We start from the raw sequence: 16,892 nt of genomic DNA, 5'->3' as shown, positions 1-16,892 counted from the left end.
ATATATTAAAATATGGCAGGAATAATCGATCTGATCGGAAATACGCCAATGGCTGAACTTCAAAGGCTGAATATTAACCCAGCTGTACGGGTATTTGCCAAATTAGAAGGAAACAATCCGGGCGGTAGTGTTAAAGATAGGGCATCGCTCAATATGATCAGAAGTGCAATAGAACGGGGTGATGTATCGCCAGGAACTAAACTGGTAGAGGCTACAAGTGGTAACACCGGCATTGCATTGGCCATGATTGCAAGTTTATATAACTTAGAAATTGAACTGGTGATGCCAGCCAATTCAACACGCGAACGTAAGGTAACGATGGAAGCCTTCGGCGCAAAAGTGACCCTGTTAGAAAGTATTGAAGATTGCAGGGATTATGCGGAAGAAAAAGGCGTTTCAAAAGGATATTTTTTATTAAATCAATTTGCAAATCCAGATAATTACCTGGCGCATTATAAAACAACCGGACCAGAAATATGGAGGGATACCGAAGGAGAGATTACACATTTTGTAAGCTCCATGGGAACAACAGGCACCATTATGGGCTGTTCGAGGTTTTTTAAAGAAAAAAATAATGATATTCAGATTGTTGGCTGTCAACCCACTGAAGGTTCTTCAATTCCGGGCATCAGGCGTTGGCCTGAAGAATATTTGCCAAAAATATTCGATCCGCTAAGGGTAGACCGGGTAATGGATATTGCACAGGAAGAAGCAACCCTAATGTCGAGACGAATGGCTAAAGAAGAAGGTTTATTTGCGGGAATGAGCTCAGGCGGTGCCTGTGCAGCTGCATTAAAGCTGGCCGGTGAACTGGATAAAGGAACTATTGTTTTTATTGCTTGTGACCGGGGAGACCGCTACCTAAGCAGCGATCTTTTTGGTTGAGGATAAATCATTAATCTTGTTGGGCTTTTTTAGATAAAAGCATGCGAACCCTTTGCGTAATGGCTTCCATTTCAAAGGGTTTTTCTATGTAATCATCCCAATGCGTTTTGTAATAAGCGCCGTTATGAATACCATTTCGTGATGACATGAGCAGGATAGGAATGGAACCATGTACCGATAGCTTGAGTTCTGTACATATCGCCCTTCCATCGGTCATACCCAACATATTATCGATTAAAATAATATCGGGTTGGAAAGCAGCAACCTTGCTATGTAAATCTATCGCATTGGAAAGATTCATGGTAATGTAGCCTTCAAATTCGAAGATCATCTTTATCGCGTCAAGCGTGGCAGGGTGATCTTCAATAATTAATATTTTTGGTTGGGATAGGGAGAACATTTTTTGTATGATTTATTAAGGAAAGCTAAGATTACCAGTACCTCTTTTTTTTAGCAATAACTCAAATATTTTCGAGTCTGTTCTGGTGAGGCTGTCAAGCGAGTTGCGTAAACTCTGGTTCACCAGACTTAAATTGGTAAACATGGTTCTCAATGTTTCGTTTTCATCTCTCAGCTCCATTAGTTCATGGGCTATACTCCCAAAATCTCTAATCCAGCTGTCAAAACAGTTTTTATCAATTGCTAAGGCAGTATAAATTTCTTCGGGATCTCTGCCGTTGTAAAATTCCTGGATGCTGCCAATAATTTTAGCAGGGCTGTTAGTCGGTTTCATGGTTGGTTTTCGGATGCTGTTTGCACAGAAGGCTAAACCGTCCCCTGTCTAGACCTCCTGCGGCACAGCAATATTTTAAAATGTTTTCAATTAGGGATAGGGACAAAGAAATAGAGCGTTTTAGAGTTATCAAAATTTTTGGCTACGCACTAATACGCACCAATTTTAAATATTTGGATTTCAGTGAGAAGAGTGAAATGTAATTGGCATTTGAGTTCATTATATATAGTTTTTGATGAATTAGCGTTTTAAATAAGCCATGCCGTCAGGCGTGTAACAAATCATCCCGGAAAAGACCGTTTCTGTCGACATGGCTAAAAAAGCGAGTACAACCCAGACAAAATGCATTAAGCCTGTTTGGTTAAAAAAACGGTATCGCACCGCGTGCACTCTAAATAGCTATATGCAAAGAGGGTGCGGCAGCTTGCTTATGGGGATACGCATTTCTACGCACGTAGACGCAAGTTGTTGTTTTAAAGATGGTTAAGTAATTTTAGGTTATTTGTTATTGAAATAAGGATAGAGAAAAATCAATTTATTTTTGTATATTATTTAGGACGATTTGGTGAGGTCTAACATCCAGGTGAGCATATTTGTTTCACCATCAATGCCAAGTTTTTTCCGGATTCTGTATTTACGGCTTTCAACAGAACGCACACTGAGTTTACAGGTCCTGGCAATTTCTTTAGTATCGAAATTTAACCTGATGTAAGCACAAAGTGTTAATTCTACGGGTAATAGCTGAGGTGAAATCTCAAGCAGCCTTTCGATAAACACAGGTTCAGCCTCACTAAAGCGTTTCATAAACGATGGGTCTTTGGCATGAGCAAGTTCTATAAGTGCTTTTAGCGAAAGCTGCTCAACAGGTTTTTCTATTTTTGCATCGAGTTGTTTACGATAACCTTCCACCTGTTCCTGAAGCAGGATCCGTTGTCGCCGGAAATGCGCATTATGCCGCGTTAATAACCTTAAACGTTGTCCGTAAAGGCCAAGGCTGATGAGAATTCCTTCAATTATTCCGGCCAAAGTGAGTAAATTAAAACTATAGGATTGAAAGGGGATAAATTCCGTTAAACAAAAAACAAGGTAAATCGAAATCAGCGCTACGGGAATCCATCCGAATACGTAACACCAGATGAGTGGATTGTTTTTGGCATATCCGCGGATGATAATAACTTTAACACTACTGAAAAGAAAAAGTAAAGAAGTTAATAAAAATAGTACCTGTGTAAATACATTGGTGATGTTTCTGGCATCCCATAAAGAGCAGATTAGAATTAAACCCCATCCAAACATTAAAACCTTAAAGAATTGATGCAACTGAGGGAGTTGCCGCCTGAGTTTTAAAAAATAACTGTTAAACAGCACCGTACAAATATAGCCGAGGGCAATAAAAAAATGAGCATGCACTACAATAAACCTGGCGATTGCCTGGTTCAGCAATAAGCCATAACCTTGAAGATAGCAAACCATGACAATAAAATAGAGCAAAATAATCCGCGCTGTATAAAGTGCAAAAAGTTTACTTCGTGTAACAACGAACATAAAAACATGAAAAATGAGGATCATTAATTCAATACCCATGTAAATAGGCTGTAAACTATGTGCTTTAAATAAAGCATGGTTTAATACCGATTCGGTAACCAGTTTAACAGGTACCAGTAAAGTATTCATGGCCCGCATTCTCACATATACTTCACCAACAGGTTCTTGTGCCTGGAGTAAAGGGAAAACATAGCCTGTACCCAGAATGTTATCATTTTGTTTCAGGTTGAACATACCAGAATTGATCTGGATTAGCTTACCGAGTTTATCGCGATAAAATACGCTGATGGAATCGATATTTGCATAATTGATAAACAGATAGGGAATCGTTTGGGTGTTTTTGGTAAAACGGAGTTTCATCCACCATACTTTTCCGCTGGTTCCGCCATTAAAAATTGCTGACTTGCCTTTTGAAAAATAGGCTGACTTAAGTTGCGCTACCTTTTCAAAAGATGTTGTTTTGAGCGTATCCTGCCAAAAGTATCCTGCTTTGCCAATGTTATCAAAAGTTTGTTTCTCCACCTGAATCACCGGTTGAGCCATGCAAAGGCTGCCTTCTAATAAGAAAGCGATAAGAATAAAAATGGTCTTCATTAATTAAACCAATGTAAAAAAGCAGGGATGACTTATTACAGGGGAGAAATTATAGCTTTATAACAGTAAATCCAAATTTTATCTCAAAAAAGAACATAATCCGAATGGTTTGGCATTCAGATCAAATTTGTATTTTAGACCAAGCCAGAAATTTTATGCATCAACTCATTATACAATACGCTTTCTTACTTGCAATTATTTTGTTTGTTGTCATGCTGGCACAAAAAATCCGTGTGGCATATCCTATTGTGTTGGTCATAGCCGGTTTAGCATTAAGTTTTTTACCGATCCTTCGCAACATTGAAATTGAACCCGAACTCATATTTGTAATCTTTTTACCACCGTTGCTGTATGAGGCAGCATGGAATACTTCATGGAAAGATTTCTGGAAATGGCGTAGGGTAATCAGCAGTTTTGCTTTTCCAATTGTTATTTTCACCTCCAGTATTGTAGCGCTAATTTCTCAAAGCCTGATCCCGGGTTTTACATGGGCCCTGGGTTTTTTGTTAGGTGGCATTATTTCTCCACCAGACGCCGTATCCGCATCGGCCATACTTAAAAATGTTAAAGTGCCTAAAAGGCTCACCACCATATTGGAAGGCGAAAGTTTGCTAAACGATGCATCCAGTTTGGTGGTATTCCGCTTTGCATTAGCAGCCGTAATGACCGGAAGTTTCGTATTTAGTAAGGCTGCAGGTAATTTTGTGCTGGTTATTGTAATGGGCATTTTAATCGGAATTGCGGTGGCCTTAGTTTTTTACGCGCTGCACCGGTGGTTACCTACCACTACCAATATTGATATTATCCTTACTTTTTTAACGCCCTATGTCATGTACATCACTGCAGAGGAATTTGAATTTTCTGGTGTACTGGCGGTAGTGAGTGGCGGTTTGTTTCTTTCGGCCCGCAGAGACCGTATTCTTACCCATAGGAGCCGGCTGCAGGGCATAAATGTTTGGGAAGCCGTGGCTTTTGTACTGAATGGCTTTGTTTTTTTATTAATTGGCTTAGAATTTCCGGTTATTATTCATGGCCTGGGCAACGATGGCCTTCTACCCGCCATCCGCTATAGCGCTATTATTTGTACGGTTTTAATTGTCACCAGGTTAGCCAGTACCTATGGTGCTTTATACTTCACACGTTTCATTAGCCGTTATATTACCACAGCTGATCCAAATCCAAGCTGGAAAGCACCTTTACTTTTTGGCTGGGCAGGAATGAGAGGGGTGGTTTCTTTGGCTGCAGCACTTTCTATTCCGGTGGCTTTAAAGTCGGGTGAAGCTTTTCCCCAGCGTAACTTAATCTTGTTTATTACCTTCAGTGTGATATTGGTTACTTTGGTTTTGCAAGGCTTAACATTACCAGCATTAATAAAATGGGTAGATATGCCCGATCCGGATTATACAGTTTCTTTCGAACAACAAAAACAAATGGTGAGAAAGAAATTGTCCATGTTATCACTTAAAATCCTGGATGAAAAATACCACGATGCCTTATTGCATAATGATATGATCAGATCGATAAAAATTCGTATTGAGGCAGAAATGGAATTGTTGCGGGATTGGGAAAAAGAAGAAAACATTTCACGGTCTGAGGGCTTTTACCACGATTATCGCGTCGCACTTGAAGATATCATGGCTGAACAGCGTATTTTATTGAAAGGGCTAAATAAAAAAGAGCAGATTAATGATGAACTGATCAAAGAACAGTTAGAGCTGCTCGATCTGGAAGAAGAAAAACTTCGCAGGCATTTTAGTCAGCGGGATGCCTAAGCATCAGCTTCTCTTTACGGTACCATTGCTCAATTTTATCCAATTAAATGTGTAATCATAGTCGCGTAATGTGCCCACATTGTGCGGTGTTACACATACATGTTTACACTACATAGCTGTAATTTCGGATGTCGTTTATCTGATGAAATAAAGCTATGAAAACAAATTACTTTTTTAAAAGACTCATTTTTTTGATGCTTGCCAGCCTGGCAATGCTTTCGTGTAAGAAAAATATTAATGAACATCCGGAAGAAGGAGGCAAAAAACAAACTGTAAAATTTATGGTTACGGGGGCTAATAATGATCTGGGAACGGCAGGGGATGCGGTAAATGCCCCGCTTAAAGACCTGATTAAACAGTTAACCATTGTGGTTTATCAATCGTTTACCGGACAAGAGTATACCCGTGTTACCCAGCTCGCTACCGATCCTAATTTTGGGGAACTTAGTTTAGACCTTCCGCTTAATACCTATAATTTTGTGGCTATCGGTTCTCGGTCGTTATTTGGCATTAATCAATTTTATCAGGGTGCTACCAATACCGTTATTTTGCCTTTTAATGAGGGAAATATGCAATATTGGCAACCTAATCAGTCTCCATCCGAAAAATTATACAAAACAGATGATACGTTTGTAGCAACCATTATGAACACCATAAATGCCAATCAGACTATTAATTTAAATATGGAAAGGATTGTGGGTAAGCTGGAAGTGCTTGTAGAAGATGTAGCCAATTACGAAGTTGATGTAAATAATGAAGCAACAGGTTATCTGTTTGCCGCAAAAACATCATTTGGCAGTATTGAAAATGATTTTGGTTATATCGTAAATAACACAAAAGGTCCAATTAGTATTTATATTCTCCGTACCGATAAACCTTTGGAAATTGAAGTGAGCGGAGGTGGGAGAAGGCGCTCGCTTTCTGTTCCGGTTTATAAAAATAAAAGAACGGTGGTAAAGGGCAAATTACTGGAACCTATTGGTAAAGTTGGGTTTAGCTTTGTGATTAATGATAAATGGCTGGCTGATACTACACTTGTAACACTTTAAACCGGTCATTTCATGCTGTGTTTATAACTCGTTATAAGCAAGCCTCTAAATGATTAAAATATAATGATATATTTGCTAATTAATTTAGTAAGTATGTCGGTAAAGGTTAATATCACTTCAAAGGGAATACAAAAGGTACTTAAAAACTATAATGAAAAGCAAGCCATTGCCGAATACATCTGGAATGGTTTTGATGCCAATGCAAATACCATACGCGTAGATTATGTAGCCAATCCGCTTGGTCTTTTGGAGGAGCTCACCATTGCTGATAATGGATATGGAATTAATTTTGATCGTTTACAGCAAAAATTCGATCCCTTTTTTGAATCTGAAAAATCTATCCAGATTGTGGCGCCCAAGCATACTTCTAAAATGCATGGCCGTAACGGGGTAGGGAGACTTACGTTTTTTACCTTTGCGCATGATGCCGTTTGGCATACCACTTACCAATCAGCGCAGGGCTTTCGTTATGGTGAAATAAAAATTAGCACTGGTGGTTTAAATAGTTATAGCCACGATTTTACTGCTGCCCTGACTGGTGTTGGTGAGACCGGGACAACAGTTTCTTTTGCCAATTTGAGGATCAGCCTGCAAGATATGGAAGAAACGGTACTTCCTTTTTTGATAAACGAATTCTGTTGGTTTATTGAATTAAACAAGCATAAAAATTATTCAATTATTGTAAATGGCGAAACATTAGATTTTAGCAGCAATGTTAAAACCTTAGAAGAGTTTAATCTTTTTTATCCCGATACTGCCGTTACTTTTAAAATTAAATATGTGCACTGGAAAGAAAATCTGCACAAAGAACTGTCTAAATATTATTTTTTAGCCGAAGGAGAAGAAATTTATAAGGATTACACCACCTTAAATAAAAAGAGCGACGATTATTTCCATAGCGTTTACATCGATAGTGATTTTTTTCGTGATTTCGATTTTAAGAGTTTTGAAAATGAAGGACAAGTAGCCATATTTGGTGCCGCTAAATCTTCGGCTGAATATAGATTTTTAATTAAAGCACTAACAGAATATCTTAAAGGTAAACGTAAACCCTTTTTAAAAGAATATGCCAATCGCCTGGTTGAAACTTACGAACAGGAAGAAATCTTTCCGGTTTATGCCACCGAAAGGGAAAAAGAATTAAGGAAACCAGCCCTGGTTAATTTGCTTAAGGCATTATATGAAATAGAACCCAAATTGTTTAGCAGTTTAAATACCGATCAGAAGAAAACTTTAGTGCGCCTGATCGATCTTTTAATGCGCTCAAACCTACGCAATGAGATTTTTGAAATGTTTAATGGCCTGATAGAATTAGAGGCTGAAGAAAAACATGAGTTATTGCAATTGATAAAAGGCCTTGAACCCGCACAAAATTAGATTGAAATTAATAAGTATTTAGTAATTTGTTGCCGATAAAAACAACTTTAGATGAAAAGATACCTGTTATTGATCAGCATTTTACTCATGAATACCCCATTGCTGTTCGCACAGCAAAAAGAGCGTAACCTTAATATTGTTTTTATTGGCAATAGTATCACACAAGGTGTACAGCTCGCTAATGCTGCTGATGCCCCACCTGCGGTAGCCGTTGCTTATCTGCTTAGGCAAAAAGGAATAAACGCAGTTAAATTCAGCAATCAGGGCCATAGCGGTTACACCACTCTTGATTTTTTACCTGGCGCAGGCCGCACTTTTAATCAAGTTGAAGAAGCAGCCAATGCATTTACCAATAAAGAAGCATTACTGGTTTTTTCATTAAAGCTCGGCACCAACGATAGCGCTATCCAGGGACCACATGGGGCTCCCGTTTCACCTGATCGGTATATCGAAAATGTAAAAACCATCATAGAAAAATTATTGGCCGATTTTCCAAAGGCTATTGTGGTATTACAGCACCCTATCTGGTACAGTCCAAATACTTATAATAGTTCAAAATATTTGCAAGAGGGCTTATCGAGAGTGCAGGCTTACATTCCAAAAATTGATAGCCTTGTTACAAGTTACCGTTTAACAAAACCCAAACATGTTTTCGTGGGTGATAAAAAGGCTTTTGCTTATTTTAAAAAGCACCATCTTACTGAGCTGATTCCTGAAAAGGGGCAGGCGGGGACTTTTTACCTGCATCCAAATAAATCAGGCGCAGTATCTTTAGGCGAATTTTGGGGCAAAGCCATTGAACGGGTGGTAAAGAAAAATTTTTAATCCCATGGGCTGGGTTAGCCAATATTCATAAATCTTTGCGATTTTGATATTATATAGCCATTTTTATAGCAGCAGTTAGTTGTCAAACCCCGTTTTATGAAGATCATTTATGATTAAATCCTTTCTGTTTTTATATGAGTGATCAGGTAGGATATTTTGGAACAAACCTGCCCATAAAAATTTACGGGTTGAGCGAAAAATCGGTTACCATAACGTTCGGAACGGCCATTGACAACGATTTATTGAGCCTGATTACCGATTTTAATCAATTGCTGTTACAAAATCCTTTTGCTGGTTTAATTACCACAGTTCCGGCTTATACCACATTAACTGTGTTTTTTGATCCGCTAAGTGTGATGTTATCAGATCTTCCTGGCGAGGCTTGTTTCGATAAGGTATCGGCACATTTAAATAAAATTGCACAAACAAAAAGAGAAAAATCGAGTGTAATAGCAGATAGACTGGTTATTCCGGTCTGTTATGGCGGCGATTTTGGCCAGGATCTTTTAACGGTAGCCCGCACCAATAACCTGACCGAAACTGAGGCAATTGATATACATACCGCCGGGCAGTACATGGTTTTCATGATCGGTTTTGTGCCAGGTTTTGCCTACATGGGCGGCATGGATACGAGATTATCCACCCCCAGAAAAGAAATCCCGAATGCTAAAATACCCGCTGGATCTGTAGGTATTGCAGGCCATCAAACGGGTATTTATCCTTTAGAAACCCCGGGTGGATGGCAGATTATAGGCAAAACACCATTAAAAATGTTTGAGGTAAACCGTGCTCAACCATCCCTTTTAAAGGGAGGCGACCAGGTTACTTTTAAAGCCATTGGTATAGATGAGTTTAATGCTTATGCTGAAATATGAGTATGAAAATTAGCATCATTAAGCCAGGCTTGTTAAGCACCATTCAGGATTTAGGCCGGTACCGATACCTTTCGCAGGCTGTGCCTGTTTCGGGGGCGATGGATGAGTTAGCGCACCGGCTGGCCAATAAAGCAGTTGGTAACGATGATCATCATGCTACCATCGAGTTTACTTATGCCGATGCTTCATTTAAAGCTGAAACACCTGTTCTGCTTTCTTATTCTGGCGATGGTGCATTTTTGGTTTACAATGATGAGTTAATGCCTGCAGAAAAGCCATTGTTTTTTCCGGCAGGTTCGGTTATAAAGCTCATCAGCAACACCATTGGTGCACGTACCTACTTGGCTGTTGCTGGTGGATGGGAGGTGCCGGATGTAATGGAAAGCAGAAGCACTTATCTTACTGCTGCTTTTGGCGGCTTTAAAGGGAGAGCATTGCAAAAAGCCGATGTTTTGAGCAGTGGTACTATTCTCAACGAAGTATCGAATGGGATAATAAAACAATTGATCAACCGGTCGTTAATCTACCCAAATTGGCGCATTTCGCGCGAAAGTTTACTGCCAGAGAAAAGGCAAACCATTCGGGTGGTACTCGCCAATGAAATCAGCTGGTTTGATGCCACATCCATTATTTCATTTTTAACCAATTTTTATACCATCGACAGAAGGAGTAACCGCATGGGTTATCATTTATTGGGAAAACCATTGGTGAGGAGGGTTAAACAGGAATTGCTCAGTACAGCAGTAACACCCGGGATTATTCAGGTAACCGGAAGTGGCGATTTGGTTATACTCATGGCCGACTGTCAAACAACAGGTGGTTATCCGCGTATTGCCCATGTTGCAGCGGTCGATTTGCCTTTATGTGCACAGTTAAAACCTGGCGATGCCATTCACTTTTCCGAAATTTCGAGAGATGAGGCAGAAGAACTTTACCTTGAACGGGAACGCGATTTATCATTGATTACCACGGCCATAAGCCTAAAATATATTAAAACATGAAAATGATCGACCTTAATTGCGACATGGGAGAAGCGTTTGGGAATTATGTTATGCCCAATGATGAAAAACTAATGGAATACATTTCATCGGTGAATATTGCCTGTGGTTTCCATGCCGGCGATCCGGCTGTAATGCAGCAAACGGTCGCTTTAGCCTTAAAAAACGGGGTAGCCATTGGGGCGCACCCGGGTTTGCCCGATTTGCAAGGTTTTGGTCGCAGAGAAATGAAGATTACTGCAAACGAAGCCTATCAGCTTACTTTATATCAAATTGGTGCATTAAGTGCTTTTGTAAAAGCTGCAGGCAGCAAATTACATCATGTTAAAGCACATGGTGCATTATATAATATGGCTGCAAAGGATAGTAGTTTAGCAAAAGCCATTGTACAGGCCGTTTACGATTTCGATCCCAGTCTGATTTTGTATGCTTTGGCAGGTAGCAAAATGATTGAGGAAGCTGAAAAAGTGGGTGTAATAACCGCTTCCGAAGTTTTTGCCGACCGTAGTTATCAGGATGATGGTTTATTGACTTCACGTTCTGCAGATAATGCTTTAATTACGAACGAAGAAGAGGCTGTAAATCAGGTTTTGGGATTTGCTTTAAAGCAGGAAGTACGGAGTACAAGTGGAAATCGTATCACAGTCAGGGCCGAAACGGTTTGTTTGCATGGTGATGGCGAACATGCTGTTGCTTTTGCTAAATTAATAGCGGAGCGATTAAAAAAAGAAGGTATCGTTATTAAAGCCCCGGTAATATGAAGCCAAAATACAATTGGAGTGTACTTTTAGGGGCTGCTTTTTTAATGGCTTCATCGGCTATTGGTCCCGGTTTTTTAACACAAACAGCAGTTTTCACCCAACAGTTGGGGGCGAGTTTTGCGTTTGTGATATTGTTATCCATCATATTAGATGCCATTGCACAGTTAAACATCTGGCGGATTATTGCAGTTGCTGATAAACCTGCTCAGGATATCGCCAATAAGGTATTTCCAGGCCTGGGTTACTTTATTTCTTTTCTGGTTTTTTTAGGTGGTCTGGCTTTTAACATTGGCAATATTGCTGGTGCCGGCTTAGGACTAAATGTATTATTCGGCATTAGTGTAGGACAGGGTGCTGTTATCAGTGCTATTATGGCAATTGGCATCTTTATATACAAAGAAGCAGGTAAGGCGATGGATGTTTTTGCCAAAACCATGGGGCTGATTAAAATTGTACTCGCCTTAATTATCGCCTACACGAGTTCGCCGCCATTGGCAGAAGCCGCATTAAGGGCTGTAAACCCCATACAGTTTAGTTTTACAGCAGTATTAACCATAGTTGGTGGAACAGTTGGCGGTTATATTACTTTTTCTGGTGCACATCGTTTATTGGATGCCAGACAAACGGGAATCCAGAATTTAAGCGCCGTAAATAAGGGTGCACTAAGCGCCATCGGACTCGCATCTGTTATGCGCTTATTGTTATTTATTGCGGCTTTAGGGGTAGTTAGTAAAGGTTTTACTTTAGATCCATCCAATCCGGCAGCTTCGGTTTTTAAACTGGCCAGCGGCGAAATCGGGTATAAAATTTTTGGTGTAGTGATATGGGCTGCGGGGATTTCATCGGTTGTGGGTTCTGCATATACCTCCATCTCTTTTATTAAGAGTTTTCACCCCATGATATTAAAGTTTAACAGAGAGATTATCATTGCCTTCATATCCATCTCCTGTATTATTTTTATCCTGATTGGTAAACCCGTTAAAATACTGCTTACCGTAGGTGCCATTAATGGATTTATTTTACCTATTGCACTGGGTATTATGCTTATTGCTGCTTATAAAACTAAAATTATCGCAAATTACAAACAACCGTTTTGGTTAACCTTAACCGGCTTAGCTGTGGTATTAACCATGGTTTGGATGAGTTATGGCACCATTATACAAATGATAAACGGAGAATAAATCTTTATAAAATGAATACGATTACCAAATATTTTTGCCTTTTCCTGCTGTTAAGTGTTACGTGTTTTGCGCAGCAGCGTACAAAACCAGTGGCCGTAGAACCGGGAGTTTCTCTAGCATTGGCAAACGCCAGAAGCGCAACAATAAGTAATATTCAATACAAGCTTCATTTTACTGTCCCTGCAGTGCAAAATGCATTAATAGAATCAACTGAAAGTATTGATTTTAAGTTGAATAAGTTGATTGATCTGCAGGTCGACTTTAAGCAGGATTTAGATCACATAAAACAAATATCGGTTAATGGAAAAACCATACCGGTCGATTTTAAAGCAGAACATATCCTGATAAAACAGGAGTATTTAAAAGTCGGGAATAACCAGGTTGAAATCGAATTTATTGCCGGTAACGAATCGTTAAACAGAAATAAAGATTTTTTGTATGCGCTCTTTGTTCCTGATCATGCCAGGACCGTATTTCCTTGCTTTGATCAGCCTGATTTAAAGGCTAACTTTTTACTTTCGTTAACCGTTCCAACCGACTGGAAGGTAATGGCTAATGCTATTAAAAAAGATTCGCTGGTAAATGGCAATTCAACCACTTACCATTTCAATAATTCGGATAAATTACCCACCTATTTATTCTCTTTTACGGCAGGAAAATACAGCCTGATAAACCGGGAAATGAAAAATAATAAAATGGAATTTCTACACCGGGAAACGGATTCAGCGAAAATTAAATTCAGTGTAGATTCTGTTTTTGTCGCACATCGCGATGCCATCGATTTTTTAGAAGACTGGACAGCGATAAAATATCCTTTCCAGAAAGTAGGTTTTGTCAGCATTCCTGATTTTCAGTTTGGTGGTATGGAACACCCTGGAGAAGTACAATATAAGGCATCCGCATTGTTTTTAGATCAGGGGGCAACTAAAGATCAGTTTATTTCGCGTTCAAATCTGATTTCGCATGAAACGGCACATATGTGGTTTGGCGATCTGGTCACCATGAAATGGTTTAACGACGTTTGGATGAAAGAGGTTTTTGCCAATTTTATGGCCGATAAGGTAACCGAAAAATTAATGGGCAAGTCTACTTTCAACCTTAAGTTTCTACAAGACCATTATCCGGCAGCTTATGGGGTAGATAGAACATTGGGCGCTAACCCCATTCGACAGCAACTGGATAACCTACAGGAAGCGGGATCGATGTATGGAAATATAATTTACCACAAAGCACCCATTATGATGCGTCAATTGGAGTTACTGATGGGCAAGGAAAATTTTCAGCAGGGAATAAGGGAATACCTGAAAAAATACAGTTATGGCAACGCTACCTGGAATGATTTGATTGCCATTTTAGGTAAATACAGTAAGAGTGATCTGCTCAGCTGGAATAAAGTATGGGTAAATGAACCCGGCAGACCAGTTTTTAGTTATGATATTAAATACAATGGAGATAAAATAAGTAATTTAAGCTTAAGTCAAAACAGTGAGATGGGGCAGGCCAGGGTATGGCCACAATCCTTTACGGTTAAGCTGGTTTACCCAACCTATAGCAAGGTTTTAGTGGTCAGCGCTCAGACAGCTAAAACAGATTTAATGGAGGCAAAAGGTCTTCCAAAACCACAGTATATTTTGTTTAATGCAAACGGTGCCGGATATGGCCTTTTCCCAATCGATCAGGAGATGATGGCAAATCTTTATCATCTTGAGGATCCCTTAGAACGTGCATCAGCTTATATCAATGCCTATGAAAATATGCTTTCGGGCAAAGGTAATAAGCCTAAAGAACTTTTAATGGTGTTTTTACAGGGATTGGCAGTTGAGAAAAATGAAATGAACCTCAGGTTGATTACGGGCTACCTCACTAATATTTACTGGACTTTTCTTACTGCTGAAGTACGGAATGGTATGTATGAAAGCGTGGAGAAAACAATATGGAATGCAATGGAACAGCAGCCAATGCAAAATAACAGGAAGATTTTGTTCAATGCTTATCAAAATGTGTATTTAAGTGCCAATGCCGGGAAACGCATGTATGATATCTGGTTCAGGCAAACTGCACCAAATGGAATTAAATTGTTAGAAGATGATTATAATGCGCTGGCTTTAACACTGGCACTTAAAACTGATACTGCAAATACCATCCTGAAAGCGCAGTTAGAAAGGACCAAAAATGAAGACCGTAGAAATCGGTTGATTTATTTAATGCCCGCATTATCTTTAGATGTGAAGGAAAGAGATCAATTCTTTAACGCTTTAAAAGACCGGAAAAACCGTCAGAAAGAAGCCTGGGTAACTACGGCTTTATCTTATCTGCATCACCCCATCAGGCAAAAAACAGCTATTCATTATCTGAAAGAAAGTTTAGATTTATTGGAAGAAATACAGAAAACAGGGGATATATTTTTTCCTCAATCGTGGCTGGCTGCTATTTTTTCCAGTTATAACAACAAAGAAGCAAATGCAGTGGTACAGGATTTCTTAAAATCACATCCTGCTTACAATTCAAAATTAAGGGATAAAATTTTGCAGACAACAGATAATCTTCGCCGGGCACAAGTCATTGTGCATTAAGCTCCAATGTAAATAAATTTGTTACATACAGGTTTAAGAAGAATTTATACTTTTGTCGCGAGAGCGTTAATTTAGATTGAAAGGGGTAAACATGAATTTGTTTGCCCTTTTCTTTTACGAATAATCGTCATGCTGAATTTATTTCAGCATCTTTTCTGCAAAAATAAACCCTGAAATGAATTACCTGCGGTGAGCTCGCTAACGTTCTTCACTTCTTAATGTTTAGGATACTTTTAAATGAGGCAGTGTATTTTACCACCTAAGCCACCTGAGATCATCTGAGTTTTTGGAATCGTGCTTAGAAACATTAACCCTTTCTAAAAAATAATAATGGGTTGTGGCACTAATTGAAAGATTCTGTCTGACTGTTTAAATCATCTAATAAACTATTTAATAAAATATCTCTTTTATCTTCAATTGAAGCATCATCCTGGATCAAAACGGTAAGGTTCGTATTTTCTGTTGTTTGAGTTTGCATATAAGGCTGCGGTTAATGTTTGTCAATTAAATGTCTACCATTATCTAACGTCGATTTTAGAATATAGTTTGTAACTTTTTTAATTGAGTAGCAGCGTTTACACCTACGATTGGAAAAATCACTCCGAAAATAACTTAACTCTGGTCATCCAGGACCTGTAGTAAATGATTTAAGTCTTCTTCTGTATTGTAATAATGGAAAGAAATCCTTGTACCGGCTCCTCTTGGCGAACAAAGTATTTTGGCAGCAGCAAGTTTATCCACTGTTTTTTGATCTAAAGGCATACTCATAATGGTCGATTGATACTTCCTGTCAAGCGTCCAGTCAGGGATTAATCCTCTGGAATTTAATTCCAGCCTGGCCCGATTACAAAGCGTTTGCGTGGTTTTTTCAATCCAATCAAAGCCAAATGAACTAAGATAATTTAAACTTTCGTTTAAGGTGCCGAAGTTTAGGGTATCTAAATGGCCAGGTTCGAAACACATCGATAAATGATCTTTTCCTTTTAAAAATGGTGCTGTTGGCAGTTGGGCCAATTTGTTTTTGGTGAAGACCGCATCTTTCATCTGATCAGAAAGAAATGCGTAGCCATTACCATAGCCTGCTAAAAGCCATTTGTATCCGCTGCCAATCAACGCGTCTAAACCCGTTTTTTCAAAATCATAAGCAGTAGTACCCAAAAACTGCGTGCCATCGCCAACCAATAAAAGATCAGGATAAGTGTTTTTTAGTTTCCGGATAAAATCATCATCCATCCTAAGTCCACTAATGTATTGTACCATGCTAAACGCCAGTATAGTAGGTTTGAACTTCTCAATGGCGTTAATGATGTTTTCTTCAAGCTTTTCATCGATGGTTATACTATGATAATCGAAACCCATGCTGATTACCGGATAACTTACCGATGGATATTCCTCTTCTAAAAGTAAAAAACGATGACTTTTATCCAATCCGCTCAATAAGATATTGAAACCGACTGAAAAATTTTGAACGAGATAAGTATTGTCTGGTTTTGAGCCAAAAAGCTTCGCTATATTATTTCTGAGGTCGGTAATAACCGGCAGATTTTCCATTCTGAAAATGCTTCCGCCAGCAATAAATGCTTCGTCATGTTGAGTTCTCCATGCTGCCAGATTGGTCGATAAAATGCCCGAATTGGCGGTGTTTAGGTAAGTATATTCTTTGAGGATCGGGAAAAATAGGTTCATGCTCAAATTTAAAAGAATTCTGTATTAAAAAAATAATT

Annotated in this window: 15 protein-coding genes; 10 read left to right on the top strand and 5 right to left on the bottom strand. The window is 39.0% G+C overall.

Annotated elements, in window-relative coordinates; all coding sequences use genetic code 11:
* The first annotated feature begins 12 nt into the window (after positions 1 to 12).
* Complete coding sequence (gene cysM / locus AC04QZ_RS04455) at positions 13 to 885, top strand: cysteine synthase CysM (protein WP_478356735.1); 873 nt, start codon at positions 13 to 15, stop codon at positions 883 to 885.
* Between the two features lie 10 nt (positions 886 to 895).
* Here the strand turns inward: cysM and AC04QZ_RS04450 are convergent, their stop codons facing one another.
* The 3 genes from AC04QZ_RS04450 to AC04QZ_RS04440 all read right to left on the bottom strand — a co-directional run bounded on the left by AC04QZ_RS04450 (position 896) and on the right by AC04QZ_RS04440 (position 3,757).
* The gene (locus AC04QZ_RS04450; RefSeq protein WP_478356734.1) at positions 896 to 1,285 is read right to left on the bottom strand and encodes a response regulator transcription factor; all 390 of its coding nucleotides are present in this window, start codon (positions 1,283 to 1,285) and stop codon (positions 896 to 898) included.
* A gap of 15 nt (positions 1,286 to 1,300) precedes the next feature.
* Entirely contained in the window at positions 1,301 to 1,618 is a 318-nt protein-coding gene (locus AC04QZ_RS04445) for a hypothetical protein (RefSeq protein ID WP_086546561.1), read from the bottom strand.
* 552 nt (positions 1,619 to 2,170) lie between these two features.
* Positions 2,171 to 3,757, bottom strand: coding sequence for a 7TM-DISM domain-containing protein (locus AC04QZ_RS04440; RefSeq protein ID WP_478356733.1), 1,587 nt, complete (start codon positions 3,755 to 3,757; stop codon positions 2,171 to 2,173).
* 155 nt (positions 3,758 to 3,912) lie between these two features.
* Between AC04QZ_RS04440 and AC04QZ_RS04435 the strand changes: the two genes are divergently transcribed.
* The 9 genes from AC04QZ_RS04435 to AC04QZ_RS04395 all read left to right on the top strand — a co-directional run bounded on the left by AC04QZ_RS04435 (position 3,913) and on the right by AC04QZ_RS04395 (position 15,168).
* Positions 3,913 to 5,529 carry a Na+/H+ antiporter gene (locus AC04QZ_RS04435; RefSeq protein ID WP_478356732.1) on the top strand — a complete coding sequence of 539 codons (1,617 nt, stop codon included), beginning with the start codon at positions 3,913 to 3,915 and terminating at the stop codon, positions 5,527 to 5,529.
* A gap of 155 nt (positions 5,530 to 5,684) precedes the next feature.
* Positions 5,685 to 6,578, top strand: a complete 894-nt coding sequence (locus tag AC04QZ_RS04430; protein ID WP_478356731.1) for a FimB/Mfa2 family fimbrial subunit — start codon at positions 5,685 to 5,687, stop codon at positions 6,576 to 6,578.
* Positions 6,579 to 6,641: 63 nt separating this feature from the next.
* A complete protein-coding gene (locus tag AC04QZ_RS04425) occupies positions 6,642 to 7,955 on the top strand; it encodes an ATP-binding protein (protein WP_478356730.1) in 1,314 nt (437 codons plus the stop codon).
* A 51-nt stretch (positions 7,956 to 8,006) separates the two neighbouring features.
* A complete protein-coding gene (locus AC04QZ_RS04420; protein WP_478356729.1) occupies positions 8,007 to 8,780 on the top strand; it encodes a GDSL-type esterase/lipase family protein in 774 nt (257 codons plus the stop codon).
* 134 nt (positions 8,781 to 8,914) lie between these two features.
* The gene (gene pxpB / locus AC04QZ_RS04415; protein ID WP_478356728.1) at positions 8,915 to 9,655 is read left to right on the top strand and encodes a 5-oxoprolinase subunit PxpB; all 741 of its coding nucleotides are present in this window, start codon (positions 8,915 to 8,917) and stop codon (positions 9,653 to 9,655) included.
* Positions 9,656 to 9,657: 2 nt separating this feature from the next.
* Positions 9,658 to 10,656 carry a 5-oxoprolinase subunit C family protein gene (locus AC04QZ_RS04410; protein WP_478356727.1) on the top strand — a complete coding sequence of 333 codons (999 nt, stop codon included), beginning with the start codon at positions 9,658 to 9,660 and terminating at the stop codon, positions 10,654 to 10,656.
* Positions 10,657 to 10,658: 2 nt separating this feature from the next.
* On the top strand, positions 10,659 to 11,414 hold the full coding sequence (locus tag AC04QZ_RS04405) for a 5-oxoprolinase subunit PxpA (protein ID WP_478356726.1): 756 nt from the start codon (positions 10,659 to 10,661) through the stop codon (positions 11,412 to 11,414).
* Positions 11,411 to 12,595 (top strand): NRAMP family divalent metal transporter, encoded by a 1,185-nt coding sequence (locus AC04QZ_RS04400; RefSeq protein ID WP_478356725.1) that lies wholly within the window; start codon positions 11,411 to 11,413, stop codon positions 12,593 to 12,595. The genes AC04QZ_RS04405 and AC04QZ_RS04400 overlap by 4 nt, the downstream gene beginning before the upstream one ends.
* An 11-nt stretch (positions 12,596 to 12,606) precedes the next feature.
* Positions 12,607 to 15,168 carry a M1 family aminopeptidase gene (locus tag AC04QZ_RS04395; protein ID WP_478356724.1) on the top strand — a complete coding sequence of 854 codons (2,562 nt, stop codon included), beginning with the start codon at positions 12,607 to 12,609 and terminating at the stop codon, positions 15,166 to 15,168.
* A gap of 343 nt (positions 15,169 to 15,511) precedes the next feature.
* On the opposite strand, the gene AC04QZ_RS04390 is transcribed toward AC04QZ_RS04395, so the two are convergent.
* Both AC04QZ_RS04390 and AC04QZ_RS04385 read right to left on the bottom strand, forming a co-directional pair.
* The gene (locus AC04QZ_RS04390) at positions 15,512 to 15,646 is read right to left on the bottom strand and encodes a hypothetical protein (protein ID WP_478356723.1); all 135 of its coding nucleotides are present in this window, start codon (positions 15,644 to 15,646) and stop codon (positions 15,512 to 15,514) included.
* Positions 15,647 to 15,780: 134 nt separating this feature from the next.
* The gene (locus AC04QZ_RS04385) at positions 15,781 to 16,854 is read right to left on the bottom strand and encodes an aminotransferase class V-fold PLP-dependent enzyme (protein WP_086546552.1); all 1,074 of its coding nucleotides are present in this window, start codon (positions 16,852 to 16,854) and stop codon (positions 15,781 to 15,783) included.
* Positions 16,855 to 16,892 lie beyond the last annotated feature (38 nt).

The sequence above is a fragment of the Pedobacter folensis genome (assembly GCF_056490665.1).
This window is presented reverse-complemented; position numbering and strand designations above follow the sequence as displayed.